General features: G+C 58.1%; 26 protein-coding genes. 22 read left to right on the forward strand and 4 right to left on the reverse strand.

Annotation, left to right across the window (positions count from 1 at the left end; genetic code table 11):
• Positions 1–25: 25 nt before the first annotated feature.
• Positions 26–1,453: a methyl-accepting chemotaxis protein gene (locus tag BW958_RS09650; RefSeq protein ID WP_076575519.1), complete on the reverse strand. Its 1,428-nt coding sequence runs from the start codon at positions 1,451–1,453 to the stop codon at positions 26–28.
• A gap of 87 nt (positions 1,454–1,540) precedes the next feature.
• On the opposite strand from BW958_RS09650, the gene BW958_RS09655 reads away from it, so the two are divergent.
• Positions 1,541–1,813, forward strand: a complete 273-nt coding sequence (locus BW958_RS09655; protein WP_076575520.1) for an acylphosphatase — start codon at positions 1,541–1,543, stop codon at positions 1,811–1,813.
• Between the two features lie 6 nt (positions 1,814–1,819).
• Entirely contained in the window at positions 1,820–2,551 is a 732-nt protein-coding gene (locus tag BW958_RS09660; protein ID WP_076575521.1) for a CHAD domain-containing protein, read from the forward strand.
• A 70-nt stretch (positions 2,552–2,621) separates the two neighbouring features.
• On the opposite strand, the gene metG is transcribed toward BW958_RS09660, so the two are convergent.
• On the reverse strand, positions 2,622–4,655 hold the full coding sequence (gene metG / locus BW958_RS09665; protein ID WP_076575522.1) for a methionine--tRNA ligase: 2,034 nt from the start codon (positions 4,653–4,655) through the stop codon (positions 2,622–2,624).
• Positions 4,656–4,816: 161 nt separating this feature from the next.
• Between metG and apbC the strand changes: the two genes are divergently transcribed.
• The 5 genes from apbC to BW958_RS09690 all read left to right on the forward strand — a co-directional run bounded on the left by apbC (position 4,817) and on the right by BW958_RS09690 (position 9,755).
• Positions 4,817–5,902 (forward strand): iron-sulfur cluster carrier protein ApbC, encoded by a 1,086-nt coding sequence (apbC, locus tag BW958_RS09670; RefSeq protein ID WP_076575523.1) that lies wholly within the window; start codon positions 4,817–4,819, stop codon positions 5,900–5,902.
• 109 nt (positions 5,903–6,011) lie between these two features.
• On the forward strand, positions 6,012–6,656 hold the full coding sequence (udk, locus tag BW958_RS09675; RefSeq protein ID WP_076575524.1) for a uridine kinase: 645 nt from the start codon (positions 6,012–6,014) through the stop codon (positions 6,654–6,656).
• Positions 6,657–6,710: 54 nt separating this feature from the next.
• Positions 6,711–7,292, forward strand: coding sequence for a dCTP deaminase (gene dcd, locus BW958_RS09680; protein WP_076575525.1), 582 nt, complete (start codon positions 6,711–6,713; stop codon positions 7,290–7,292).
• Positions 7,293–7,480: 188 nt separating this feature from the next.
• Complete coding sequence (locus BW958_RS09685; RefSeq protein WP_076575526.1) at positions 7,481–8,950, forward strand: inorganic phosphate transporter; 1,470 nt, start codon at positions 7,481–7,483, stop codon at positions 8,948–8,950.
• A 304-nt stretch (positions 8,951–9,254) separates the two neighbouring features.
• Positions 9,255–9,755 carry a low molecular weight protein-tyrosine-phosphatase gene (locus BW958_RS09690; RefSeq protein ID WP_083687305.1) on the forward strand — a complete coding sequence of 167 codons (501 nt, stop codon included), beginning with the start codon at positions 9,255–9,257 and terminating at the stop codon, positions 9,753–9,755.
• Between the two features lie 101 nt (positions 9,756–9,856).
• Here the strand turns inward: BW958_RS09690 and rne are convergent, their stop codons facing one another.
• Positions 9,857–12,763 (reverse strand): ribonuclease E, encoded by a 2,907-nt coding sequence (gene rne, locus BW958_RS09695; RefSeq protein WP_076575527.1) that lies wholly within the window; start codon positions 12,761–12,763, stop codon positions 9,857–9,859.
• Between the two features lie 433 nt (positions 12,764–13,196).
• Between rne and rluC the strand changes: the two genes are divergently transcribed.
• A complete protein-coding gene (rluC, locus tag BW958_RS09700) occupies positions 13,197–14,141 on the forward strand; it encodes a 23S rRNA pseudouridine(955/2504/2580) synthase RluC (protein ID WP_076575528.1) in 945 nt (314 codons plus the stop codon).
• A 3-nt stretch (positions 14,142–14,144) separates the two neighbouring features.
• A complete protein-coding gene (locus tag BW958_RS09705; protein ID WP_076575529.1) occupies positions 14,145–14,783 on the forward strand; it encodes an HAD-IA family hydrolase in 639 nt (212 codons plus the stop codon).
• Between the two features lie 64 nt (positions 14,784–14,847).
• Here BW958_RS09705 and BW958_RS09710 read toward each other — a convergent pair whose 3' ends face one another.
• The gene (locus BW958_RS09710) at positions 14,848–15,429 is read right to left on the reverse strand and encodes a Maf family protein (RefSeq protein WP_076575530.1); all 582 of its coding nucleotides are present in this window, start codon (positions 15,427–15,429) and stop codon (positions 14,848–14,850) included.
• Between the two features lie 117 nt (positions 15,430–15,546).
• Here BW958_RS09710 and yceD point away from each other — a divergent pair, with 117 nt between their 5' ends.
• From yceD to BW958_RS09775, 13 genes are all read left to right on the forward strand, one after another.
• Positions 15,547–16,068 (forward strand): 23S rRNA accumulation protein YceD, encoded by a 522-nt coding sequence (yceD, locus tag BW958_RS09715; RefSeq protein WP_076575531.1) that lies wholly within the window; start codon positions 15,547–15,549, stop codon positions 16,066–16,068.
• A gap of 18 nt (positions 16,069–16,086) precedes the next feature.
• A complete protein-coding gene (rpmF, locus tag BW958_RS09720) occupies positions 16,087–16,254 on the forward strand; it encodes a 50S ribosomal protein L32 (RefSeq protein ID WP_076575532.1) in 168 nt (55 codons plus the stop codon).
• Positions 16,255–16,263: 9 nt separating this feature from the next.
• Positions 16,264–17,283, forward strand: a complete 1,020-nt coding sequence (gene plsX / locus BW958_RS09725) for a phosphate acyltransferase PlsX (protein ID WP_076575533.1) — start codon at positions 16,264–16,266, stop codon at positions 17,281–17,283.
• 8 nt (positions 17,284–17,291) lie between these two features.
• Positions 17,292–18,251 carry a beta-ketoacyl-ACP synthase III gene (locus BW958_RS09730; protein ID WP_076575534.1) on the forward strand — a complete coding sequence of 320 codons (960 nt, stop codon included), beginning with the start codon at positions 17,292–17,294 and terminating at the stop codon, positions 18,249–18,251.
• A gap of 36 nt (positions 18,252–18,287) precedes the next feature.
• Positions 18,288–19,223, forward strand: coding sequence for an ACP S-malonyltransferase (gene fabD, locus BW958_RS09735; protein WP_076575535.1), 936 nt, complete (start codon positions 18,288–18,290; stop codon positions 19,221–19,223).
• A gap of 14 nt (positions 19,224–19,237) precedes the next feature.
• Complete coding sequence (gene fabG, locus BW958_RS09740; protein ID WP_076575536.1) at positions 19,238–19,972, forward strand: 3-oxoacyl-ACP reductase FabG; 735 nt, start codon at positions 19,238–19,240, stop codon at positions 19,970–19,972.
• A gap of 157 nt (positions 19,973–20,129) precedes the next feature.
• Positions 20,130–20,366: an acyl carrier protein gene (gene acpP, locus BW958_RS09745; protein ID WP_076575537.1), complete on the forward strand. Its 237-nt coding sequence runs from the start codon at positions 20,130–20,132 to the stop codon at positions 20,364–20,366.
• Positions 20,367–20,447: 81 nt separating this feature from the next.
• A complete protein-coding gene (gene fabF / locus BW958_RS09750) occupies positions 20,448–21,689 on the forward strand; it encodes a beta-ketoacyl-ACP synthase II (RefSeq protein ID WP_076575538.1) in 1,242 nt (413 codons plus the stop codon).
• Between the two features lie 80 nt (positions 21,690–21,769).
• Positions 21,770–22,579 (forward strand): aminodeoxychorismate lyase, encoded by an 810-nt coding sequence (gene pabC / locus BW958_RS09755; RefSeq protein ID WP_076575539.1) that lies wholly within the window; start codon positions 21,770–21,772, stop codon positions 22,577–22,579.
• Entirely contained in the window at positions 22,569–23,570 is a 1,002-nt protein-coding gene (gene mltG / locus BW958_RS09760) for an endolytic transglycosylase MltG (RefSeq protein ID WP_083687299.1), read from the forward strand. Before pabC ends, mltG begins: the two co-directional genes overlap by 11 nt.
• The gene (gene tmk, locus BW958_RS09765) at positions 23,570–24,196 is read left to right on the forward strand and encodes a dTMP kinase (RefSeq protein ID WP_076575541.1); all 627 of its coding nucleotides are present in this window, start codon (positions 23,570–23,572) and stop codon (positions 24,194–24,196) included. Before mltG ends, tmk begins: the two co-directional genes overlap by 1 nt.
• Positions 24,181–25,128, forward strand: a complete 948-nt coding sequence (holB, locus tag BW958_RS09770) for a DNA polymerase III subunit delta' (protein WP_076575542.1) — start codon at positions 24,181–24,183, stop codon at positions 25,126–25,128. Before tmk ends, holB begins: the two co-directional genes overlap by 16 nt.
• A gap of 16 nt (positions 25,129–25,144) precedes the next feature.
• Positions 25,145–25,924, forward strand: a complete 780-nt coding sequence (locus tag BW958_RS09775; RefSeq protein WP_076575543.1) for a TatD family hydrolase — start codon at positions 25,145–25,147, stop codon at positions 25,922–25,924.
• The last annotated feature ends 136 nt before the right edge of the window (positions 25,925–26,060 follow it).

The following is a 26,060-nucleotide window of genomic DNA, read 5'->3' on the forward strand; positions in this document are numbered from 1 at the left end:
TCTGAAAAGGCAAAGACAACGCAGGTCAGATCCGCAGACCTTGCAGCGCCTGGGCCAACTCGGTGGCGGTGGCCTTGAGCCCTTGGGTGCCGGCCACGGCGGCCGAGGCGGACTCTTCGACCTCCACCGATTCGCGGCGCACCTGATCGAGCTGACGGGAAACATCGGCCGCTACGCTGCTTTGCTCTTCGCTTGAGGTGGCAATCTGCTCGCTCATGGCAAACACCGCCGCGCTGTGCTGGCTGATCCGGTCGATATCGTCACCCACCTGGCTGATGAGATCGCGGCTTTCGGCGGCGCGTACCACGGTCTGCTCCATGATGTCATTGAGCGTCGAGGTGCCTTGCTGCAGCGTCTCGAGCATCTGCTGGATCTCGACCGTGGCCTGCTGGGTTCGGCCTGCCAGGGTACGCACTTCATCTGCCACCACGGCAAACCCGCGCCCTTGCTCGCCAGCGCGGGCCGCTTCAATGGCGGCATTGAGCGCCAGCAGGTTGGTCTGCTGGGAGATGGCGTTGATGACGCTGACCACCTCGTTGATGCGTGAGGCATTGGCGGTGAGCTCTTCCACTGCACCGGAGGCGTGAGTCACTTCGTCGGCCAGTGCACGAATGGCATCGATGGTCTTGCTGACGCGCGCTGCGCCGCGCGCCGCTTCATCGCTCGACTCGCGTGTCTGGCTCAGGGTATTGCCAGCATTGTGGGCCACGTCGCGAATGGCGGCAGACATCTGATCCATCGCTGCTGCCAGCGAGTCCATGCGCTGACGCTGGGAGCGGGCCAGCGCCTGACCCTCCGAGGCGTGCTCACGAAACTCATCGGCCGCAAGGCCCAGTGCATCGGCAGAGGCATCGACCAGCTGCACGATACGGTGCTGCCGCTCGGTGCTTTGATCAATGCTGCTCGCGAGACTAACCAGCTCGTCACGGGCGGCATTGAAACGCATTCTGACCGTGAGATCGCCACTGGCAATGGCTTGCAGGGTGCGCTTGGTCGACACCACCGAGCCGCCGAGATGACGGGTCAGTACCACACCGACCATCAGCGTGATCAGCACAAGCCCCCCAAGCTGGATCATCAGTGATGCTGACCAGCCATCGGGGATGCTCGCCTCATCCAGCGTACCGACCACCATACCGGCTTTACCGGCAGAGGCTTCAACCCGCACCAGTTCGCCCTGTGCGACGACCCCACGGGCGACCCCTTGCTGTAGCTGCAGATCCGCTGGCAGCAACAAACCTGATTGCTGGGAGAGGAGAGAGGCAGCCGTCTCAACCCGTTGCTGCAGCGCCTGGGTTTCCAGCGCCAGCATCTGCTCGTGACGGGCACCGAGCTGGTTGATGGTCAGCACCACCATCGCCAGCAGGGGAATGGCTAAAGCGACCAGACATTTCTCACCGAGAGTGAGACGAATGAGATAGCGGTCAATCCATCCTGTCTTGACTTCTTTCATAATGAATGACGTTCCTTGAAGATGAGCGAAATGTGCTGCCGTTATTATCGTTTGCGGCTGACCAATCTTAATGACAAGGGCTGAAAAATGGGAGAGCAATCGTTTGTCGTTCGCATTTATGGGGTGGTGCAGGGGGTGGGGTTTCGTTATTTCACCCGCGAGCAGGCGCTGCGGCTGAAGTTGCGCGGCCACGCCTACAACTTGCCCGATGGCTCGGTGGAGGTGTGGATTGCCGGGCCGCGCGAACAGGTGCAAAGCATGCTGAGCTGGCTGGAGCGTGGACCGCGCACCGCGCAGGTGTCGCGTATCGAGATCATGGCCAGTGATGAGTTTCCGCCCTCTGGCTTTCATACCAATTGAGCCCTGATGATGCGTAGCGAGATAGAAAAAACGCGACTCAAGGAGTATCAGGAGGCTGCCCGGCAGGTTAACAGCTGCGCCGATGACGAGGCGGTGCACAGCTACCGGATTGCTGCAAGGCGGCTGCAGTCACTGCTGGCATTGTGGCGACCGCTTATCTATGTGCCGCGTCTGGAGCGCAAACTTGGCCAAGCTGTGAATAGTTTATCTGCGCTGCGCGATGCCCAGGTTCATGCCCAAAAATTTGGTAGCAAGGTGTCCAAGGCACCACCCGGCGTCGTGCTTCCACTGTTTGAGCCCGCGCTGCGTGACTGGTGGGAGCAGCGTGAGGCGTGGGGCAACCAGCCACAGCTAGGTGTTATTTATGCCATGGCGCTCGGTCATCGTCTGCTGATGTGTCTCGACCGCCCCGAACCGTGGGCGTTGCGTGACTGGCATCAACTGCGACTACAGGTCAAAGAGGCCCGCTACGCCATTGAGCTCTTGGTTTGCGCTGGCATTGCCTCGCCCTCTTGGCTCAGCGAGCTCACCGAATGGCAGGAGCTGCTTGGTCAGCTGCAAGACCGGCGGCAGTGGCTTAAGCGCTTGCCCGGTCAGGCGCTCAGCGACGAAGAGCAAAGTGCCCGCGCTGTCAGTTTGCAGCAGCAGATTGAGGCGCGGCTGACCACGCTGAGTGAACGCAAACCGCTGCTGCGGCAATTAGCATTGGGACTGCTTCGCACTGGCCGGCATGTCTGAGGCTGGCACATCACGAGGTATGAAAAACAAGAGGGACCGATGGGTCCCTCTTGCTCATATCCCGCGCGTTTTATTTCACACGCATGCCCGGTTGGGCGCCGTCGTGGGGCTCTAAGATAAAGAGATCCTTACCCCCCGGACCTGCGGCCAGTACCATACCTTCTGACAGGCCAAAACGCATCTTGCGCGGTGCCAGGTTGGCAACCATCACGGTCAGCTTGCCTTCCAGATCTTCCGGGTTGTAGGCCGATTTGATGCCGGCAAACACCTGACGCACTTCACCACCCAGATCCAGTTGCAGCTTGAGTAGCTTCTCGGCTTCCGGCACGGCTTCGGCTTTTTTGATGAGGGCGACACGCAGGTCAATCTTGACAAAATCCTCATAGCTGATGGTCTCGCTGATGGGATCGTCTGCCAGAGGACCGGCCGGCTTTTTGGTCTGCTCCTTGGCCAAATCTTCCTTGGAGGCCTCAATCATGGCTTCAATCTTGGCCGGCTCGATGCGCGAGAAGAGTGCCTTGAAGGGGGCAACCTGATGGGCGGTCAGCGGGGCTGTAATTCCCTCCCAGGTGAGCGTTTCACAGAGGAAGCCTTCGGCACGTTCGGCCAAGAGCGGCATGACCGGCTTGAGGTAAGCCATCAGCACGCGGAACAGGTTGATACCGACCGAGCAGACGGCTTGCAGCTCGGCATCAGCGCCTTCTTGCTTGGCAAGCACCCACGGCGCCTTGTCGTCAACATAGCGGTTGGCCTTGTCGGCCAGCGCCATGATCTCGCGAATGGCGCGGTTAAATTCACGGGCTTCGAAGGCATCGGCGATGCTGTCGCGGGCGGCAACAAATTCGGCATAGAGCTCAGGCTCGGCACAGCTATCGGCCAGCTTGCCGTCAAAACGCTTGGCGATAAAGCCGGCGTTGCGCGAGGCGAGGTTCACCAGCTTGTTGACCACATCGGCGTTGACGCGCTGCACGAAGTCTTCGAGGTTCAGATCCAGATCATCGATGCGGCTGTTGAGCTTGGCGGCGTAGTAGTAACGCAGGCACTCCGGATCGAGGTGGTTCAAATAGGTGGAGGCCTTGATAAAGGTGCCCTTGGACTTGGACATCTTGGCGCCATTGACGGTCACGTAGCCGTGCACGTTCACCTTGGTCGGCTTGCGGAACTGGCTGCCTTCGAGCATGGCTGGCCAGAACAGGCAGTGGAAGTAGGCGATGTCTTTGCCGATGAAGTGATAGAGCTCGGCGTCGGAGTCAGCCTTCCAGAAGCTGTCAAAGTCAATGTCGCCACGCTTGTCGCACAGATTCTTGAACGAGGCCATGTAGCCAATCGGCGCATCCAGCCAGACGTAGAAGTACTTGCCCGGTGCGCCCGGAATTTCGAAACCGAAATAAGGCGCGTCACGGGTGATGTCCCACTGCTGCAGGCCCGATTCAAACCACTCCTGCATCTTGTTGGCCATCTCTTCCTGGATGGCGCCAGAGCCGCGCACCCAGCCTGAGAGCCAGCTTTCAAATTGCGGCAGGTCGAAGAAGAAGTGTTCGGACTCCTTCATCACCGGCGTGGCACCAGAAACGGCTGACTTGGGATCAATCAGCTCGGTCGGGCTGTAGGTGGCGCCGCAGCTATCGCAATTATCGCCATACTGATCCGGCGACTTGCACTTGGGGCAGGTTCCCTTGACGAAGCGATCCGGCAGGAACATGGCCTTTTCCGGGTCGAACAGCTGAGAGATGGTGCGGCTTTTGATCTTGCCCGCATCGCTCAGTCGGGTATAAATCAGGCTCGCCAGCTCGCGGTTTTCCGGGCTGTGGGTCGAGTGATAGTTGTCAAAGCTGATGTGGAAGCCGCCAAAATCGGCTTGATGCTCCTCGGAGACCTTGGCAATCATCTCTTCCGGTGCAATGCCCATCTGCTGGGCCTTGAGCATGATCGGAGTACCGTGGGCATCGTCAGCGCAGATGAAATGCACCTGGTGGCCGCGCATACGCTGGTAACGGACCCAAATATCGGCCTGAATATGTTCGAGCATGTGGCCGAGGTGGATGGAGCCATTGGCATAGGGGAGGGCGCAGGTGACCAGAATTTTACGAGGATCAGTTGCCATAATGCGTTCTTGATATGCTGGAGTGAGTGTTAGAGTGCCGAGCATGTTACCCGAAATGGGCATGGACTGCCTAGTTTCGCCACTTGACCCACTGGGTCTGGCAGCGCATGAATGGATGCCCGTGGCAGCATCGCCAAACATAACCACAACTTGGTGGGGATATGACAGTGATTGATGCAGTAAAAACAATTCTTACCGAATTTAAACCGAAATTCTGGCAAACCGACCTGGTCTCGGCCGGATTTGTCAAACAGCTGACGCTGGAGGCGGGCGAGCTCAAGATTGAGATCGTGCTGCCGTTTGCCGGTCTCGGTTGGCAAGCCATGTTGCAAGAAGAGGTCGAGGGGCGTCTGCGTCAGCTAGATGGCGTCAAGCGCATCAGTTGGCAATGGCACACCGAGGTAGCCAGTATGCCCCGCGCCGCCAATCTGCCGGCCATTCAGGGAGTGCGCAATATTCTGGTGGTGGCATCGGGCAAAGGCGGGGTGGGCAAATCGACCACCGCCGTTAATCTGGCGCTGGCACTTGAACGTGAAGGGGCGCGGGTGGCCATTCTCGATGCCGACATCTATGGCCCATCGATCCCCATCATGATGGGCACGCGCAAGGCGCGTCCAGTCAGCCTCGATGGCAAGCTGATGGAGCCGGTCGAAGCGTGTGGCTTGGCATCAAACAGTATCGGTTATCTGGTCAGTGAAGACGATGCCACTATCTGGCGCGGCCCGATGGCCAGCAAGGCGCTGGCGCAGATCCTTCACGAAACCCGCTGGGGTGAGGTGGATTATCTGGTGGTGGACATGCCGCCCGGTACCGGCGACATCCAGCTCACCATGGCCCAGCAGGTGCCGACTACCGCAGCCCTGATTGTCACCACGCCGCAGGACGTGGCGCTGGCCGATGCCCTCAAAGGGGTCGCCATGTTTAACAAGGTCAACGTACCGGTGCTTGGGGTAGTGGAGAACATGAGCTACCACGTCTGCAGTGCCTGTGGGCATCACGAGGCACTGTTTGGCACTGGTGGTGGACAGAAGATGGCCGAGCAGTGCGGATTGAGGCTGCTGGGCGAATTGCCGCTGCACATCGATATTCGCCAGCACATGGACGATGGCTGCCCCATCGTGTTTCGCTCCCCGGAGCACCACCTGTCCTTGGCGTATCAGAAGCTGGCGCGCAGTGTGGCCGCCTCGCTCTATTTCAGTGCCAAGCCGGTGGCGACGCCGCTGTTTACCCGTCAGTTGGATGATTAATGGCCGAACGTGCGCCATGACACGTATTGAGGGTGGGCATGGCTCACCCTTTTTCTTATAATGGATCGGTTTAAACTCATTCCAACCGCTCTTCTTTTAGGTATTTGTCATGTCTGAGACCCAACATTCGTGTGTGATCATCGGGATCGCCGGTGCTTCTGCATCTGGCAAAAGCCTCATCGCCCAAACCATTTACGAAGAGCTGGTCGCTGAGCTGGGGGCAGGTGAAATCGGGGTGATCTCGGAGGATTGCTACTACAAGGATCAGTCGCACTTGACCATGGAAGAGCGGGTCAAGACCAACTACGACCATCCGAGTGCCATGGATCACAGCCTGCTGGTTGAGCATCTGCAAACCCTGCTCAAGGGCGAAGGTGTCGCGATTCCCCAGTACTCCTACACCGAGCACACCCGGATCAGCGACGTGCTTAACTTTGCGCCGCGCAAGGTGATCATTTTAGAAGGGATCTTGCTGCTGACCGACCCGCGTCTGCGCGATCTGATGGATGCCACCATCTTTATGGATACTCCGCTTGATATCTGCCTGATCCGCCGCCTGGTGCGTGATGTGCAGGATCGCGGCCGGACCATGGAGTCGGTGCTCAAGCAATATCAGAAGACGGTGCGTCCGATGTTCTTGCAGTTTATCGAGCCTTCCAAGCAGTACGCCGACGTGATTGTTCCGCGTGGTGGCAAGAACCGCATCGCCATTGACATGCTCAAGGCGCGTATCCGACACATGTTGGTCGGTTGATAAATATCAGACAGGCCGGGCTCGCCCGGCCTTTTTCAAATAGATGGAGACGATATGCGTCTGTGTGATACCGATATCGAGCGCTATCTCGACGATGGCGCGATCGTGATCGAGCCGCGGCCCGCCGTAGACCGTATCAGCGGCGTCAGTGTTGACGTGCTGCTGGGCAATGAATTTCGCGTGTTTCGCGATCATACCGCCCCTTATATTGACTTGGGCGGCACCAGTGCCGAGATGGCCGATGCCATCGAGCGGGTGATGAGCGATGAAATTCATATTCCTGATGGGGAAGCCTTCTTTCTGCACCCGGGTGAATTGGCACTGGCCGTGACCTTGGAATCGGTGACTCTGCCGGCCAATATCGTTGGCTGGCTCGATGGCCGCTCGTCACTGGCCCGTCTGGGGTTGATGGTGCACGTGACAGCGCACCGGATCGATCCGGGTTGGTCCGGTCGCATCGTGCTGGAGTTCTACAACGGCGGCAAACTGCCGCTGGCGCTGCGTCCGAAGATGAAGATCGGCGCGCTTAACTTCGAATTGCTCTCCGGCGAAGCGGCGCGTCCCTACAACAAGCGCGAGAACGCCAAGTACAAGAGCCAGCAGGGGGCGGTAGCCAGTCGAATCAGTCAAGACTGAACCTTACTGTCCCGCGCCGATTAATGTGGGTTTCAAACATAACAAATTAATCGTGGCAAGCCTTGTGAGTGGTGGGTGCGACAGCATTTGCCACTTATTTTTTTTCATAAAAAATTAATTACAGCCCTATTCATGGGTCATCCATCTGTCATAATCCGCGCACTTCCTAAACGAGGTGAACGTTCGTAATGTTGACAATCTTTGAAGGGATGAATCTGTGGCTGATTATCGGCCTGGTTCTGTCTGTGGTATTTGTGCTGGCCTATGAATTCATCAACGGCTTTCACGATACCGCTAATGCCGTGGCGACGGTGATCTATACCAAAGCCATGCCCGCCCATCTTGCCGTCATGGCATCCGGTTTATTCAACTTTTTTGGTGTCATGATGGGGGGACTGGGTGTTGCCTACGCCATTGTCCATCTTCTTCCCATTGATCTGCTGCTGGGTATGGATTCCCGTCAGGGGCTGGTGATGATTTTCTCCCTGCTCTTCTCGGCCATCGCCTGGAATTTGGGAACCTGGTACCTCGGTATCCCGGCTTCCAGCTCCCACACCTTGATAGGTTCAATTCTTGGCGTCGGTGGTGCGTATGCCTGGCTGGTTCACAAGCCGCTGTCCGAAGGGGTGAACATCGGCAAGGCGATTGACATCATGCTGTCGCTGATTGTCTCGCCGACCGTCGGGTTCATTCTGGCTGCGCTGGCGCTGTTTGCCATGAAGCGTATCTGGACTGGCAACAAGCTGCACAAAACGCCGGAAGAGCGCCTCAAGATTGACGGTAAAAAACATCCGCCGTTCTGGGCTCGTCTCACGCTGGTCGCGTCTGCCATGGGTGTGAGCTTTGTGCACGGCTCTAACGACGGTCAGAAGGGCATTGGTCTGCTGATGCTGGTGCTGATCTGCATGGCGCCGTCCCAGTTTGCCTTGAACATGAGCAGTAGCTCCTATCAGCTCGATCGTACTCAGGATGCGGCTAACCGTATTGCTGAGCTCTATCACCGCAATCAGAGCATGGTTGGTGGTGTCGTGGATTTCAGCAAGGAGTCTAAGGCATCTGAAACCGTCATGGAGCACTGCGTTGCCGGTGAAGCGCTCTCCAATATCGCCACTCTGGACGACCGTCTTGGTAAGGTGCGTGATTACAGCGAGCTGAGCCGTGATGATCGCCGTGAAGTGCGTCGTCTGCTGCTGTGCATCGATGATACTGCCAAGAAGGTATCTAAGCTGCCGTTGCCGGCTCAGGAGCTTAAAGACCTGGCTACTTGGCGCAAAGATCTGGTAGCAACCGCTGAATATGCTCCGACTTGGGTTATTGTCTCGATCGCAGCTGCACTGGGTTGTGGCACCATGGTCGGTTGGCGCCGTATCGTTCATACTGTGGGCGAGAAGATCGGCTCCAAGGGCATGACCTACAGCCAAGGGATTGCGGCGCAAATCACCGCAGCCTTCTCCATCGGCGTTGCCAGTATTACCGGGATGCCGGTATCGACCACCCATGTGCTCTCATCGGCCGTGGCCGGTACCATGGTGGCCAACCGCTCCGGACTGCAGACTCAAACCATCAAGACCATTTTGATGGCGTGGGTGCTGACGCTGCCGCTGACCATGCTGCTCTCTGGCGGCCTGTTCCTGTTGGCGCATGCGATCTTTGCCTGATTAAGTTCGTTTGAATAACAAGCCGACGCCACAGTGCGTCGGTTTTTTTTATTCCCAAAAAACGTCCGTCCGGATGAAGTTTAGGGAGGGGGGGCGCCTTAATGTAGCGTCGCTAACCGAAGAGGGACATCGCTAAGTCCGTCGTCCAACGCCCAAACCCACGCCATCGTTAAGAATGGCTCCGTATCGATGGTGGAACGTGGTCAATCTTCGATATTGACCTATCACGTTAGGTACAATGGTGCAGCGGCAAAACATTGTCTCTATTTTATTCTCATATGCCATCTCACTGGAGTTTTTTCTCATGACACAACACATCCCGCGTATCTTGATGGTCTGCATGGGAAACATCTGCCGGTCACCCACGGCGGAGGCAGTGCTACGCAAAATGGCTGAGGAGCGTGGCATCGCCATTCATATCGACTCGGCGGGTACGCATGCCTACCACGTGGGTGAAGCGCCGGATAGACGTAGCCGCAAAGCCGGTGAGGCCAGAGGTTATGATTTCTCGGTGCTGCGCGCTCGCGCAGTGTGTAGTGAAGATTTCGAACGCTTTGATCTGATCCTGGTGGCGGACCAAGCCAATTTGGCCGAGCTGCGCCGCCGCGCCCCAGCATCTTATCAACATAAGCTGAGTTTACTGATGGCCTTTGCCGGTGAGCCGCAAGGGGAGGTGCCAGACCCCTATTATGGTGGTGAGTCAGGCTTTGACACTGTGCTTGATCTAGTTGAGTGTGCCTGCTGCGGTTTGCTCGACTATCTGGAGCAACACCAAGGTGCCACGTTCGTCGTGCGCGATGCCTGATAGCTGAGAGAGTGTGGTCAGTGCGATAACTCGCACATTCAGTGCTAAACAGCGCACAAAAGAAAAGGGCCACATAACGTGGCCCTTTGCACAATCAGATTTTATTGCTTCTCAGGCAGAGCAGCAGGGCTGCTGGCCTGGTTGAGCGCAGAGCTGCGACCACCGTGACGGCCAGAGCGAGAGACTTCGTCACGCACCAGCGGCGGGTAGTTAACAGGCTCGCGAGCTGGCAGCTCAGGAGCGGCAGCCGGCGTAGCCATCGGCGCAGTGGCACGGCGAGCACGAGCCAGCAAACCTTGGCTGCGCATGACTTGCATGGCCAGCGCCTTGGTTTGCTTGTTCAGTACTGGCGCAGATTCCTCCACGCTGGCAACCGGGGCGGCAGGCGCAACGTCAACGACAGTGGCAGCTTCCACAGCCGGCGCCTCAGCGACCGGTGCACTGGCCACAATCGGAGCGATCTCGGCAGCGACAGGAGCGGCATCGGTGACCACGTCAACAACCTGTTGAACCGGCGCTTCAACCACTGCCGTCTCAACAACCGGGGCGGTTTCGACGATGACGGGGGCTGCGGCTTCTGCCACCGGAGCCACTTCTGCTACAACGGCATCAGTATTCTCTTCGGTGACCGGCGCAGACTCTTCCTCACGCTGACGACGCGCGTCTTCGTTGATGCGCTTGCGACGTTGCTGACCGTCGCGCGGGGCGCGCTGGCGACGCTGACGCGGCTCACCATCGGTGGTTTCCACATCGGTCACCGGCTCGGCAGCCACAGGCTGTGCGACAACGTCTACCGGCAGATCCTGGCTTACCGGGGTAAGCAGGGTCTCGGCTTCGTCGGCGCTGGTAACAGCCTCGACCACCTCGGCACGGATTTGCTTGCGCAGCTGGCGACGCTCGCGGCGCTCGGCAACCTTCTGCTCTTTCTCCTGACGCGGGGCCTTTTCTTCAGCCACTACCTCGGCAGCAACCACCGGCTTTTCGGCGCGCGGTTCGCGCTCTTTACGCGGTGCACGTTCACCACGCGGCTCTCTGTCAGCTTGCGGCTCGCGCTCTTTGCGCGGACGCTTGCTGCGAGACTCTTCGCCACGGGCATCGCTGCGCGTATCGAGTTTCTCTTCCTGACCCGGACGAGCACTCTTCTCTTCGGAGCGGCGGCGGTCACGACGACCGTCGTTGTCACCGCGTTCACGGCGCTGCTCTTCACGCGGTTGACGACGGCGCGTCTCGCTCTTCTGGTGCGCCTTTTGCTCGACGGCCAGGGTTTGCTCTTGGGCAACCGGCGCCGTGTCAGCCTTGCTCTGCTCGCTACCGAACAGGGCGCCAAACAGACGGCTCAGGAAACCCTTGGTCGGGGCAGCGGCAGGAGCCTCGGCCTTTTGCACCGGAGCTGCAACGGCTACCGGAGCCGGTTGGGCCGGTTGGCTGAAGCCTTGCAGCAGCGGCTGCTCGCGCTCAACCATCTGAACCTGACGCGGCTGGTACGCCTGCTTGACGACCTCAGTTTTGAGCTCGTAGCTGGCCGCTTCGGGGATCTCGTTCTTGCGAATGCGAGTGACCTCGTAGTGCGGGGTTTCCAGATGCTGGTTCGGGATGATGTAGACGCGCACATCGTTACGCTGCTCGAGGCTGGCGATCACGGTACGCTTTTCGTTGAGCAGATAGGCGGCCACGTCCACCGGAACCTGGGCATGCACCTGCTCGGTGTTGTCCTTCATGGCCTCTTCTTCGATGAGACGCAGAATGGAGAGTGCCAGTGACTCGTTGTCACGCACCACACCGGTACCCTGGCAACGCGGGCAGATATGGCTGCTCGATTCGTTGAGGGAGGGGCGCAGACGCTGACGGGACATCTCAAGCAGACCGAAGCGGGAGATGCGGCCGAGCTGGATACGGGCACGATCCTGATGCACGGCTTCACGCAGGCGGTTTTCCACCTCGCGTTGGTGACGCACCGGGGTCATGTCGATGAAGTCGATGACAATCAGACCACCCAAGTCACGCAGACGCAGTTGACGGGCAATCTCATCGGACGCTTCCAGGTTAGTCTGCAGCGCCGTCTCTTCGATGTCGCCGCCCTTGGTAGCGCGGGCCGAGTTGATATCGATAGAGGTCAGCGCTTCGGTCGGGTCAATGACGATGCTGCCGCCGGAGGGGAGGCGCACTTCGCGCTGGAAGGCCGATTCAATCTGACTTTCAATCTGGAAGTGGTTAAACAGCGGCACTTCGCCCTTGTAGAGCTTGACGCGGCTGATGAAGTCGGGACGGACCAGTTCGATGTGCGCCTTGGCGCGTTCAAACACGGTCGGGTTGTCGATCAGGATTTCGCCAACATCGCGACGCAGGTAGTCACGAATGGCACGAACAATGACGTTGCTCTCCTGGTGGATCAGCACCGGAGCGGCCACGTTTTCCGAGGCTTTGCGGATAGATTCCCAGTGGTTGAGCAGAACATTCAGATCCCACTCGAGCTCTTCCTGGGACTTGCCAACACCGGCGGTGCGAACAATCAGGCCCATGCCGTCTGGTACAGTCAGACCGTTCATGGCTTCCTTGAGTTCGGTACGCTCATCACCCTCGATACGGCGGGAGATTCCACCTGCGCGCGGGTTATTGGGCATGAGAACCAGATAGCTACCGGCCAGACTGATGAAGGTGGTCAGGGCTGCGCCCTTGGTGCCACGTTCTTCTTTGTCGATCTGGACGATCACTTCCTGGCCTTCACGGACCACTTCTTTGATGTTGGGACGACCCTGATAGGAGTAACCGGAGGGGAAGTAAGTGCGGGCGATCTCCTTAAGAGGCAGGAAACCGTGGCGCTCAGCGCCGTAATCGACGAAAGCAGCTTCAAGACTGGGTTCTACGCGGGTGATTTTACCCTTGTAAATGTTGGCTTTTTTCTGCTCATGCCCAGGACTTTCAATATCGAGATCGTAGAGCTGTTGTCCATCAACCAGCGCTACGCGCAACTCTTCTTCCTGAGTTGCGTTGATCAGCATTCTTTTCATTGAGTTCTCGTTGTTGTGTCATGTGTGTTCCTCCACAGGACCCTGTCCGCGCCGGCCTCGAGTCTGCAGCATACCGTGACAACCTCCCGGTTGGAGTATGCATGAGGCGCAACTTACGTGGGCGCATCGGTCATGCCCTGAACAAAGGCAGGGGATGAAAGAAATCCGGTGTGGAGACAAAATCAACGGTTTTGTGCACTGCGCGCTCTCCATGCTTCAACTTCGCTCTCTGGCACAGTGTCGTCTGGTACGTGACCTTGGCCCGACGGGCGAAACGGGAGATGAAATGCCCCGTTGAACAAGGCTTGAGCGGTCTGACAAAACCGGATTTATTATCCCATTTAAAACGCTTTTATAGCAAGGCAGCATTTTTCATGCTTTTTACGAATACAGGGCAGCCAAGGGGGGAGGAGAGTGCTAGAATTCGCGGCCTATGACACAGATCACACAACAAGTGCAGCTGCTCACCATCGAGGCTGAGCACGAAGGGCAGCGCATCGATAATTTTCTCAAGACTCAGCTCAAGGGCGTTCCCAAAAGCCTCATCTATCGGATCCTGCGAAAAGGCGAAGTGCGCGTGAACAAAAAGCGCATCAAGCCCGAGTACAAGCTGGAAATTGGCGATGAGGTGCGGGTGCCGCCAGTGCGCGTGGCCGAAAAGAACGAATTGCCGTCGGCCAACCTCGGTAGCATTCAACGTCTCGAAAGCCAGATCCTGTTTGAAGACGACGCCATCATTGTGCTCAACAAGCCCAGCGGCATGGCGGTACATGGCGGCAGCGGGCTCAGCTTTGGCGTGATTGAAGGGTTGCGCGCTCTGCGCCCTGATGCCCGCTTTATGGAGCTGGTGCACCGGCTCGACCGTGATACCTCCGGCGTATTGCTGGTTGCCAAAAAGCGCAGCGCCCTGCGAAGCCTGCACGAGCAACTGCGCGTCAAAACCATGCGCAAACAGTATCTGGCACTGGTGCGTGGTCGCTGGCAGTCGCACGTTAAAGTGATTACTGCGCCGCTTAAGAAAAACGAGCTGCAATCGGGCGAGCGTATTGTGCGCGTCAGCGCCGAAGGCAAGCCGTCAGAAACACGCTTTCGGATTGTGCGTCAGTTTGCCGAGGCCACCTTGATGGAGTGCAGCCCGATCACCGGACGTACCCACCAGATCCGTGTCCATACCCAGCATGCCGGCCATCCCATCGCCTGCGATGACAAATATGGCGAAGCCCAGTTTGACGACAAGATGCGTGAAAAGGGGCTCAACCGTCTGTTCCTGCATGCCTGGCGTCTGACGTTCAGCCATCCTGCCGATGATCGGGAAATGAAGGTTGAAGCGCCGCTCGATGGAGCGCTCGAGCGTTTCCTCGATAAATTGGAGAAGTAATCCATGGTTCGCTTGGCCATCTTCGATTGGGACGGCACTCTGATGGATTCGGTCGCCCGCATCGTAGCTTGTTTGCGCGGTGCGGCCCGTGATTGCGGCCTGCCTGAACCCGCCTATGACGACGCCTCGCACATCATTGGCTTGAGTCTGGATCGGGGGATGGCCGAGCTGTTTGCGCTGGATGGTGCGTCGGACGAGGTGGCGGCGCTGGTCGAACGCTACCGTTATCACTGGTTTAACGACCCGACGCCGAGCCCGCTGTTTGAAGGCGCCCAAGCGCTGCTGCGCGATTGGCATGCGCGCGGTATCCAGTTAGCCGTCGCGACCGGAAAATCTCGCCGCGGCCTAGACCGGGTGCTCGATGAAAGTGGCCTGCGCAGCTTGTTTGTGGCATCGCGCAGTGCCGATGAGACCCGCTCCAAACCCGATCCTTTGATGTTGACCGAGCTGCTGGCTGAACTGGGTTGCCCTCTTGATGAGGCAGTCATGATCGGTGACTCGGTGCACGACATGGGAATGGCGGCCAATTGCGGTATGCGCCGTATCGGCGTGACGTGGGGCGTGCATCAGCGTGAGCAGTTGCAGGCGTTTGCACCGTGGGCGGTGGTTGACTCATTGGCCGAGTTACAAGCTTTGCTGTAATCGCCGCACGGCGAGTTAGAGAAAACGCAACGGGGCCAAGCTGGCCCCGTTGTTATTGGCGCGGTCAGGGCAGAGCGATGCCGTGGCGCTCTAGAAGCGCCACCAGCGCGATCAGGGGCAAGCCTATCAGCGCATTGGGATCGCGCCCTTCCAGCGCCTTGAACAGGGTGATGCCCATCCCTTCACTTTTAAAGCTGCCGGCACAATCAAACGGCTGCTCTGCGTTGAGATAGCGCAGCAGCGCCTCATCGCTTAACGAGCGAAAATGGACGGTAAAGGGTTCAACCATGGCATGCCGGGCTTGGGTGCGTGCGTTGATCACGCAAAGGCCGGTGTAGAAGATCACAGATTTCCCCTGGGCGCGTTTAAGCTGCGCCAGCGCGCCATCCAGGTTGCCGGGTTTACCCAAAATGATGCCATCACATTCGCACACCTGATCAGAGCCGATCACCAAGCCGTGATCACGCGTGGCGGCCACAGCTTGCGCCTTGGCAATGGCAAGACGCAGCACTAACTGCTCAGCTGACTCATTAACGAGCGGCGTTTCATCAACCTCGGGAGCGGATTGCTCGAAGGGGAGACCCAGTTTGGCCAGCAGAGCGGCGCGGTAACGGGAAGTCGAGGCAAGAATCAATTTTTCTGGCATACTGCAAAACCGGTGGGGAACAATTCCGTCATTTTAGGGAGTTGTGCGTTAAAAATCATCGCAATATGTGGTTTTCCCTTTGACTAAAACCTCTTGGATCTATATTATTCGCGCCCTATGCAAAAGGTGAAGTTGCCCATTAAGGTTGATCCAGTCCGTAGTGCCTTGAAGCTGCTCGACTATGTCGGGATAGTGGAAAAGTCGCAGATGCCCAGACTGGAGGAATCAACCGCTGGCTTGCTCGGTGATGTGAACGTATCACTGCACTTTGGTAAAGATGTCCAGAACCTGATCGTTATGAAAGGCACTGCCCATGCCGAGGTCAATCTGGTTTGCCAGCGTTGCGGAGAGTCGTTTCCTTATCGATGTGAAGCCGAATTCATCTATACTCCGATGTTCGAAAGAACTGACGAGGAAGAGCTGCCGGAAGCTTATGAGCCCATTGAAATGGACGAAAATGGCGAGGTAGACCTGCATCAGATCCTAGAGGATGAACTCATCCTCTCGCTGCCTCTGGTTCCCATGCATGACCTGCATGAGTGCCCACGGGGAAGCATGGAGATGACCTGGGGTCATATCGAACCTGCTGATGAGCGCCCGAATCCCTTTGCAGTTCTTGACGAACTCAAACGTAAGTGAATTAGGAGTTAGCCTACAATGGCCGTACAACAGAACCGTAAATCCCGCGCCAAGCGTGGCATGCGTCGTTCCCACGATGCTCTGACCACTGCTGCACTGACTGTTGATCAGACCAGTGGTGAAATCCATCGTCGTCACCACGTGACTGCCGATGGTTTCTACCGCGGTAAAAAGGTTATCGCCTAAGGCGTGCCTTTGTCTGCGCTGACTGTTGCGTTAGACATGATGGGGGGAGACAACGGCCCCCCGGTTACAGTGCCTGCCTCCGTGCAGGCACTGTCGCTTTTGCCGCAGCTCTCTTTGCTGATGGTGGGCGACCTGCCTCGTTGTGAGCCTCTGTTGCGCCAGCACGGGCTGCTTTCTCATCCGCGTGTACGCCTGCTGCACGCCAGTCAGGTGGTGGGAATGGGGGACAAGCCCATTCATGCCGTGCGCCATCTCAAAGACTCCTCCATGCGTATCGTGCTCGACCTGGTCAAGTCCGGGGAGGCGATGGCCTGCGTCAGTGCCGGTAACACCGGTGCGCTGATGGCGATGGCCAAGTGCTTTCTCAAATCCCTGCCGGGTGTCGATCGTCCTGCCCTTATCAAAGGGTTGCCGACCCGTGATGGCAAACGAACCTACCTGCTTGATCTTGGCGCAAACGTCAGCTGCGATGCCGACACCCTGCTGCAATTTGCGGTGATGGGGTCCGTGGTGGCCGAGCGGGTAGAGAAGATTGCCTCTCCACGCGTGGCCTTGCTCAACGTGGGGGAGGAGGAGATCAAGGGCAACGATCTGGTTCGTCACAGTGCCGAGCTGCTCGCGCAGTGTCCGGCGCTCAATTTTGTGGGCTTCGTGGAGGGCAACGAGCTCTTCACTGGTAAGGCCGACGTGATTGTCTGTGACGGCTTTGTCGGTAATGTGGCGCTGAAAACGGCGGAAGGGGTCGCCCGAATGATGGCAGCCATGTTGGGAATGGGGGGCGATAAACGCACTATTCTTGGCCAAATCGCCTCATTTGTGCTCAAACGACGTTTTTCACACCTGAACCCCGACCAGTACAACGGCGCAAGTCTGTTAGGATTGCGCGGTATTGTGGTAAAAAGTCACGGCAGCGCCACCGAGCGCGCCCTATGTCATGCGATCCTGCTGGCGGCGGAAGAAGCTACGGCACAACTTCCGGCCCAGATAGCCGATCGTCTGGAAACTGTCCTCTCCGACAGGGATCAATAAGCACATCTATGCACAGCAAAATTCTGGGAACCGGCAGCTATTTGCCTGCCTCGGTACGGACCAATGCCGACCTCGAACAGATGGTGGAAACCAGTGACGAGTGGATTGTAGAGCGTACCGGAATTCGCGAGCGACGCATTGCCGATGAAGGTGAAAGTGTTGCCAGCCTGGGTTACAAGGCCGCCTTGCGCGCGCTGGACGCCGCAGGACTGACCGCCGCCGATCTTGACCTGATTGTGCTGGCTACCACCAGTGCCGAAAATGCCTTCCCGGCTGCGGCCTGCGAGCTGCAGGCCATGCTGGGGGTGACCGGCATTCCGGCCTTTGACGTGGCCGCCGCCTGTGCCGGCTTCACCTATGCCTTCTCTGTTGCCGATCAGTTCATCAAATCCGGTGCGGCCCGCCATGTTCTGGTGGTTGGCGCTGATGTTCTCTCGCGCATGTGCGATCCCCACGATCGCAGCACCATCATCATCTTTGGTGACGGGGCAGGGGCCGTGGTACTGGGTGCATCCGACACCCAAGGCGTGATCGCCACCCATCTGCATGCCGATGGCCGTTATGGCGACTTGCTCAAGCTGCCGCAACCGCGCCGTGGTATGAGTGGTGCCGAGATGGAAGCCTACATGTATATGAAGGGTAACGATGTGTTCAAGGTTGCGGTCACGCGCCTGAGCGAGATCGTGACCGAAACCCTGGCGGCCGCGGGCATCGAACCCTCCGAGCTCGATTGGCTGGTGCCGCACCAGGCTAATTTCCGCATTATCAGCGCGACCGCCAAGAAGCTTGGCATGGGGCTCGATAAGGTGGTGTTGACCCTCGATAAGCACGGCAACACCTCCGCGGCATCGGTACCGATTGCCCTTGATGAAGGGGTGCGCGATGGCCGCATCCAGCGTGGGCATCTGGTGCTGCTGGAGGCCTTTGGTGGCGGGTTTGCCTGGGGCTCTGCTCTGGTTCGCTTCTGATTTGGTATTCGATTTCCTCTTTGCTAGGAGTGTGACATGACTCAATTTGCGATTGCTTTCCCGGGACAAGGTTCCCAATCGGTCGGCATGCTGGCTGAGCTGGCCGAGCAACACCCGATTGTGAAAGAGACCTTTGCCGAGGCCAGCGCGGCACTGGGTTACGATCTGTTTGAACTGGTTTCGCAAGGTCCGGCCGAAGAGCTGGGTAAAACCTGGCGTACCCAACCGGCACTGCTGACTGCCTCGGTTGCCCTGTGGCGTCTGTGGCAAGCCCAAGGCGGCAAGCAGCCGACCGTGATGGCTGGTCACAGCTTGGGTGAATACTCTGCACTGGTCTGCAGCGGCGCCCTCGATTTTACCGATGCGGTTAAGCTCGTTGAGCTGCGCGGTCTGGCCATGCAGGAAGCCGTTCCGGCCGGTACTGGCGCCATGGCCGCCATCATCGGTCTGGATAACGACAGCATTGCCGCTAACTGTGAGCTGGCTGCCGAAGGCCAAGTGGTCTCTCCGGTCAACTTCAACTCGCCGGGCCAGGTGGTGATCGCCGGTCACAAGGAAGCCGTTGAGCGTGCCAATGTACTGATGAAGGCCTCTGGCGCCAAGCGTGCGCTGCCGCTGCCGGTCTCGGTGCCGTCACACTGCTCCCTGATGAAGCCTGCGGCTGACAAGCTGGCGGCGGCGCTTGAGAACATTGAGATCAAGCCCCCGGTCATCAGCGTGATCAACAACGTTGATGTCGCCCGTGAAACCGATCCGGCTGCTATCAAGCAAGCGCTGGTACGTCAGCTCTACAGCCCGGTGCGCTGGAGCGAAACTGTGGTCGCCATGGCCGATGCCGGTATTACCCTCGAGATTGAAATGGGACCGGGCAAAGTGCTGACCGGTCTTGCCAAGCGCTGTGATGAGCGTGTCGAAGGCATCCATGCCAACGACTCAGCCTCGTTTGACGCGGCACTGGCCAAGGTTAACTAAGCAGGAGTAACGAGATGAGTTTTACTGACAAGGTCGTTCTGGTCACCGGCGCTAGCCGTGGCATCGGCCGTGCCATTGCCGAGACTTTTGCCGAGCGTGGCGCCAAGGTGGTGGGGACTGCCACCAGCGAAAGCGGTGCTGATGCGATCAGCGCCTACCTGGGCGAGCGCGGCTGTGGTCTGGCACTCAACGTCACCGACGTCGCTTCCGTTGAACAGGTGCTGGCCACCATCAAGGAGCGTTTTGGGGACGTGGACATCCTCATCAACAACGCTGGCATTACCCGCGATAACCTGCTGATGCGCATGAAAGAGGATGAGTGGTCCGACATCATCGAGACCAACCTCACATCTCTGTATCGCCTGAGCAAGCCAGTGTTGCGAGCCATGATGAAAAAACGGTATGGTCGCATCATCAGCATTGGGTCTGTGGTGGGTACCATGGGCAACGCCGGTCAGACCAACTACGCGGCGGCCAAGGCTGGTCTGGTGGGCTTCACCAAATCCCTGGCCCGTGAAGTGGCCTCTCGCGGGATCACTGTCAACGCAGTGGCTCCCGGCTTTATCGAGACCGATATGACCCGCGCCCTCAACGAGGATCAACGCGCCGGGATCATGAACCAGGTTCCGGCAGCCCGCTTGGGCGATCCGAAAGAGATCGCTGCCGCTGTCGTGTTCTTGGCGTCCAGTGATGCTGCCTATATCACCGGCGAAACCCTGCATGTTAACGGCGGGATGTACATGGTGTAACCAATTTGTCGTGAGTTCTGCTCAAATTTGCGATCATACGACCACGTTCGTGCATTTTCGTGGTTTGACCAGAGGCAAGTGGCTTGCAAACTCACGGCAATTGAATAAACTACTGCAACCAGACGCAATTGCGTATTTTTAAAGGAAAATTCAGGTCATGAGCAACATCGAAGAACGCGTAAAGAAAATCATCGTCGAGCAGCTGGGCGTTAAAGAAGAAGACGTCAAAAACAGCGCTTCCTTCGTCGACGATCTGGGCGCTGACTCCCTGGACACCGTTGAGCTGGTAATGGCCCTGGAAGAAGAATTCGATACCGAAATTCCTGATGAAGAAGCCGAGAAGATCACCACTGTTCAAGCGGCTATCGACTACATCAACGCCAACCAGGACTAATCCAGTTCCTGCGTTGCGAGAAGCGGCCCAAGGGCCGCTTCTTCTATCTCGCTTTACCCCTTCCTCTCGGAGACTACCTCAGTGTCAAAACGCAGAGTCGTGGTGACCGGCCTGGGCATGCTTTCCCCGGTAGGCAACAATGCTGAAGCCAGCTGGCAAGCCCTGCTCCAGGGTCAAAGTGGCATTGGCCCCATCGAACACTTCGATACCACCGATTTTCCCACCCGTTTTGCCGGTCTGGTCAAAGATTTCGATGCCGAACACTATGGCATCAATCGTAAAGACGCCCGCAAAATGGATCTGTTCATTCAATACGGGGTTGCCGCTGGCCTGCAGGCCATCGATGATGCCAACCTAAGCATTGACGAGCGCAACGCCGAGCGTATCGGTGTGGCCATCGGCTCTGGCATTGGCGGCCTCGGTCTGATTGAAACAAACCATGAAAGCCTGACCAAGGGCGGCGCCCGCAAGATCAGCCCCTTCTTTGTGCCCTCAACCATCATCAACATGGTGGCTGGCCATCTCTCCATCATGAAGGGGATCCAGGGTCCGAACATTGCGGTGACCACTGCCTGCACCACCGGTACCCATGCCATTGGCATGGCCGCCCGCATGATCGCCTATGGTGATGCGGACGTGATGGTCGCTGGCGGCGCCGAAAAAGCCTCCACCCCGATGGGCATGGGCGGCTTTGCGGCAGCCAAAGCACTCTCGACCCGAAACGACGAGCCGCAAAAGGCCAGCCGTCCGTGGGACAAGGAGCGCGACGGTTTCGTGCTGGGTGACGGCGCCGGTGTACTGGTGCTGGAAGAGTACGAACACGCCAAGGCGCGCGGTGCCAAGATTTATGCCGAGCTGGTCGGTTTTGGTATGAGTGGCGATGCCCACCACATGACCGCTCCGCCGGATGACGGCAGTGGCGCAGCCCGCGCCATGCAGGCCGCTATCAAGGATGCCGGTATTGATGTCTCCGCCATCGGTTACATTAACGCGCACGGTACTTCCACCCCGCTCGGTGACGTAGCTGAGCTGCGTGGCGTCAAAAAAGTGCTGGGCGAGCATGCCAAGTCAGTGATGGTGAGCTCCACCAAATCGATGACCGGTCACCTGCTCGGTGCGGCTGGTGCCATTGAAGCTATCATCACCGTGCTGGCCCTGCGTGATCAGATTGCGCCGCCGACCATCAACCTGGACAACCCGGATGATGAGTGCGACCTGGATCTGGTTCCCCACGTTGCCAAGAAGGGCAGCTTTGAGTATGCGTTGTCCAACTCCTTTGGTTTTGGCGGCACTAATGGCTCGCTGATCTTCAAGCGCGTATAATCGCCCCAGGGCGTGATGCGAAAAGCCCGATACCCTGGTATCGGGCTTTTTTGTCCCATGTAACCCACGATGGAGGTGGCATGAGTCTGGTCAACGGCGTGCAACAGACGGTCATCGATCTGATGGATCGCGGGCTGGCCTATGGCGATGGGCACTTTACCACCATGCAGGTAGTCAATGGCCGCATCGTGCTGTGGCCTCGTCACCTGGCCCGCTTGCAACAGGCCTGTCAGCGTCTTGGCATGGTAGCCCCCGACTGGGATGGACTACGAGCCAGTGTCGATGCGGCCATCACCGGAATCGATGTTGGCTGCGCCAAGCTGATGGTCACCCGTGGCTCGGGCGGGCGCGGATATTCGCCGGCCGGTTGCGATAGCCCGCGCTGGGTGCTGACGCTCTCCGCTTATCCTGTTCATTACTTGCAGTGGCAGGAGGAGGGGATCGATCTTGTGGTGTGTCGTCAGCGACTGGGGGAGCAACCGATGCTGGCGGGCTTGAAAACCCTGAACCGGCTCGAGCAAGTGCTGCTCAAGCGGGAACTTGAAACCCGTCAGGCAGTCGAAGGGGTAGTGCTTAACACCCGTAACGTGCTGGTTGAAGGGGTCAGTGCCAATCTGTTTTGGCGTCGCGAACGCATTGTGTTTACACCGGACCTTAGCCACAGTGGCGTCACCGGCGTGATGCGGCACTGGGTCATGGACGAGCTAAAACAGATGGGTATTGAACTGCGGGTAGTGGAGGCACCACTTGAATCGTTGTGGCAGGCACAAGAGGTCTGGTTGACCAACGCCCTGATGGGGCTGGTGCCGGTTCGCCGCATCGAGCAAACCAGCTACCCGCATCGAGAACTGATACGCCAATTACAGGAGCGTTTACGAATTGAAGTCTAGGCGACTCAAACAGGTAGCCGCTGTCGTGGTGTTGGCCACGCTGGTCGGTGTCGGTTATGCCTACCGCGAGGTAGCAGAGATTGACCGGGCGCTGACCAAGGGCCCCACCGGTCTCTTTACTGTCGAAAAGGGCGATACCGCCGCCCGCTTGGTCGAGTCTCTTGCTGCTGAGCCGTTGCCGGGATGGGCCGTGCGCTTGTGGCTGAGAAGTCATCCGGAGCTCGCCCAGATCAAAACTGGCACCTACGAGGTCAAAGAGAAAACGCCACTGGCACAGACGCTAGCACTGTTTGCCTCGGGCAAAGAGTATCTGTTCCACCTGACCTTCGTCGAAGGCTCCCGCTTTGAAGATTGGCGCAAGCAACTGGAAAGTGCGCCTTATCTTGAGCGAGTCATGGGTGATCTGAACGAAGACGATCTTGCCAAAGAGTTGGGGGTGGAAGGGGGTCATCTGGAAGGATGGTTCTTGCCAGAGACGTACGCCTACACCACCCACAGTACCGATCTGGCCATTTTGCGCCGCGCCCATCAGGACATGACTCGTTTTCTGGACGAGCAGTGGCGCAAGCGTCAGGATAATCTGCCCTACAAGACGCCTTATGAAGCGCTGGTGATGGCGTCTATCATCGAAAAAGAGACCGGCAAACCCGAAGAGCGTCCGCGCATTGCGTCGGTGTTTATCAACCGGCTGCGTCTTGGCATGAAATTGCAAACCGATCCGACCGTGATCTACGGAGTGAAAGATCGCTATGACGGCAATATTCGTAAAGCCGATCTGACCGATAACAATCCGTACAACACCTATGTGATCGATGGTTTGCCACCCACTCCGATTGCGATGCCGAGTAAGGCCGCTATCGAAGCCGCCTTGCAGCCAGAAAGCAGCGATTATCTCTATTTCGTGGCGAAAGGTGGCGGTGAGCACTATTTCTCCAAATCGCTTCCGGAGCATAACCGCGCCGTGCGCGAATACATTTTGAAGAAACCCTGATGTCCAAATTTATCGTCATCGAAGGGCTCGAAGGAGCCGGTAAGAGTTCTGCAGTGCGCTACGTCACCGAGTGGCTGGCCGGGCACGGTATCACCGACATCGAGTGTACCCGTGAGCCGGGTGGCACACCGCTGGCCGAGCGAATGCGCGCCATCGTCAAAGAAAACCACAGCGAGCCGCTCACCGTCGAAGCGGAGTTGCTGCTGATGTATGCCGCCCGGGTGCAACTGGTTGCCAACCGTATCAAACCAGCGTTGGCGCGCGGCGCCTGGGTAGTCGGTGATCGTCATGATCTCTCATCGCAAGCCTATCAGGGTGGGGGCCGCGGCATTCCGGCTGAGCTTATCAGCCGCATCAAGCACGCCGTGCTCGGTGAGTTCAAACCTGACCTGACCCTCTATCTCGATATCGACCCGTCGCTGGGTTTGACCCGCGCCCGTCATCGCGGCGAGCTGGACCGCATTGAGCAGGAGCAACTCCCGTTCTTTGAAAAAACGCGAGCGCGTTATCTCTCACTGGCCAGTGGTGATCCCGCCATTGCGGTGATTGATGCCAGCCAGTCACCTGATGAGGTTAAATCTGCCATCGAGCAGGCACTGGAACAGCACCTATGTATCCCTGGCTAAGGCGCGATTGGCAGACACTCCTCGACGTGGCACACGCTGGGCGCCTCGGTCATGCCTGGCTGCTACTCGGTGATGACGGGCTTGGCAAAGAGCAACTGGCCGATGCGCTGGCGGCGCTGCATCTGTGTCAGCATCCCACGGCAGACGGTGCCTGCGGCCAGTGCCACGCTTGCCAGTTGCTCGATAAAAGCCATCACCCCGATTTCAACCGGATTGGCCGCGAAGGAAAAAGCATCGGTGTCGATCCGGTGCGCGAGGTGTGCAGGCGCCTAAACGAGAGTGCTCAGCTCGGCCTTGGCAAGGTGCTGATCGTTGAGCAGGCCGAGCGAATGACCGAGGCGGCCGCCAATGCACTGCTTAAAACCCTTGAAGAGCCGCCCGGTAATAGCCTGATTGTGCTATTGACCAGCCAGGCCTCGCGCCTGTTGCCAACCATTCTCAGCCGCTGTAACAAGCACCACTGTTTGCAACCGGCCGAAGAGGTGACGCTCTCCTGGCTGCAAGGCCAGGGGATCATGGCTACGCCGAGTCAGGTTCGCCTCTGCCAAGGAGCGCCGCTGCGGGTCAAGGCGTATCTGGAGGAGGGGAGTGATGCCATGCGCCGCACCCTGCTTGAGGCGGTGGTGTCATTGCGCCGCGAGCCAACCCGCCTGCCCGAGGTGGCCTCGGCGATGGCGACTGATCTTGAGCACACCATTCCCTGGCTGCAACTGCTTATCAACGACGTGCTCAAGTGCCAGGCCGGTTGCGGCGTGTCCCAGTTAGCGATGCCGGATCTTGACAGCCAACTCCATGAGTTGGCCGAGCTGTGCAGCTGCGAACAACTGCTAGACAGTCAACGGGATCTGGTGGCGCTGCGTGAGCGTTGCCAGCCGGGCCAACTGGTCAATCCTTCCATCCATATTCAGCAGTGGCTCTCCCGCTGGCTGTAACCTTGAGCGTCTATTTATGATGTTGGTTGATTCCCACTGCCACCTTGATCGCCTGAGCTACGGTGACAAGCAAGTTGATATGGCCAGCGTGCTGGCGGCGGCGCACGCCCGTGATATCGGCTATTTCCTCTCGGTCAGCGTGACCTTGCAGCAGTTCCCCGAGATGATGACCGCCATCGCGCCGTTTACCAATGTGTTTGCCTCCTGCGGTGTACATCCGCTCAATCAGGAGCCGGTGGTGGATGCCGCGTTGCTGCGCGAGCTTGCGAGCAATAACCGGGTGGTGGCCATCGGTGAAACCGGGCTTGATTACTACTACTCGCCTGAGAATAAAAGCACCCAGCAAGCTTCGTTTCGGGAGCATATCCGGGTTGCGCGCGAGCTGGGCAAACCGCTTATCATCCATACCCGTGATGCCCAGGTCGATACGCTGCGGATCATGGCCGAAGAGGGGGCTGAGCAGGTCGGTGGGGTGCTGCACTGCTTTACCGAATCACTCGAAATGGCGCAGGCTGCCATGGCGATGGGTTTTTATATCTCGATCTCTGGCATTGTGACGTTTCGCAATGCATCGGCTCTGCAAGCGGTGGTCAGGCATTTGCCGCTCGAACGCTTGCTGGTTGAAACCGACTCGCCCTATCTCGCGCCGATCCCCCATCGTGGTAAAGAAAACGAGCCCGCATTCGTTCGTGATGTTGCCCAGTTTGTGGCCGACTTAAAACATGTCTCCCTCTCTGAGCTTGCTGACATCACGACTCGCAATTTCTTTGATCTCTTTAGTTTGGCCAAGCGTTAAACCAAACAGGGAATCCGCTATACCAAGCCGCTGCAGTTCAGCGGCTTTTTCTTTTTTGGCCGTCTGAATGCTCAAGCTGTTGCGTAATGATGTGGGGCTTTTCACGCAGAAAAATACAATCCTCAATGCGTTATCT

This window comes from Aeromonas sp. RU39B, assembly GCF_900156095.1.
GTDB lineage: Bacteria > Pseudomonadota > Gammaproteobacteria > Enterobacterales > Aeromonadaceae > Aeromonas.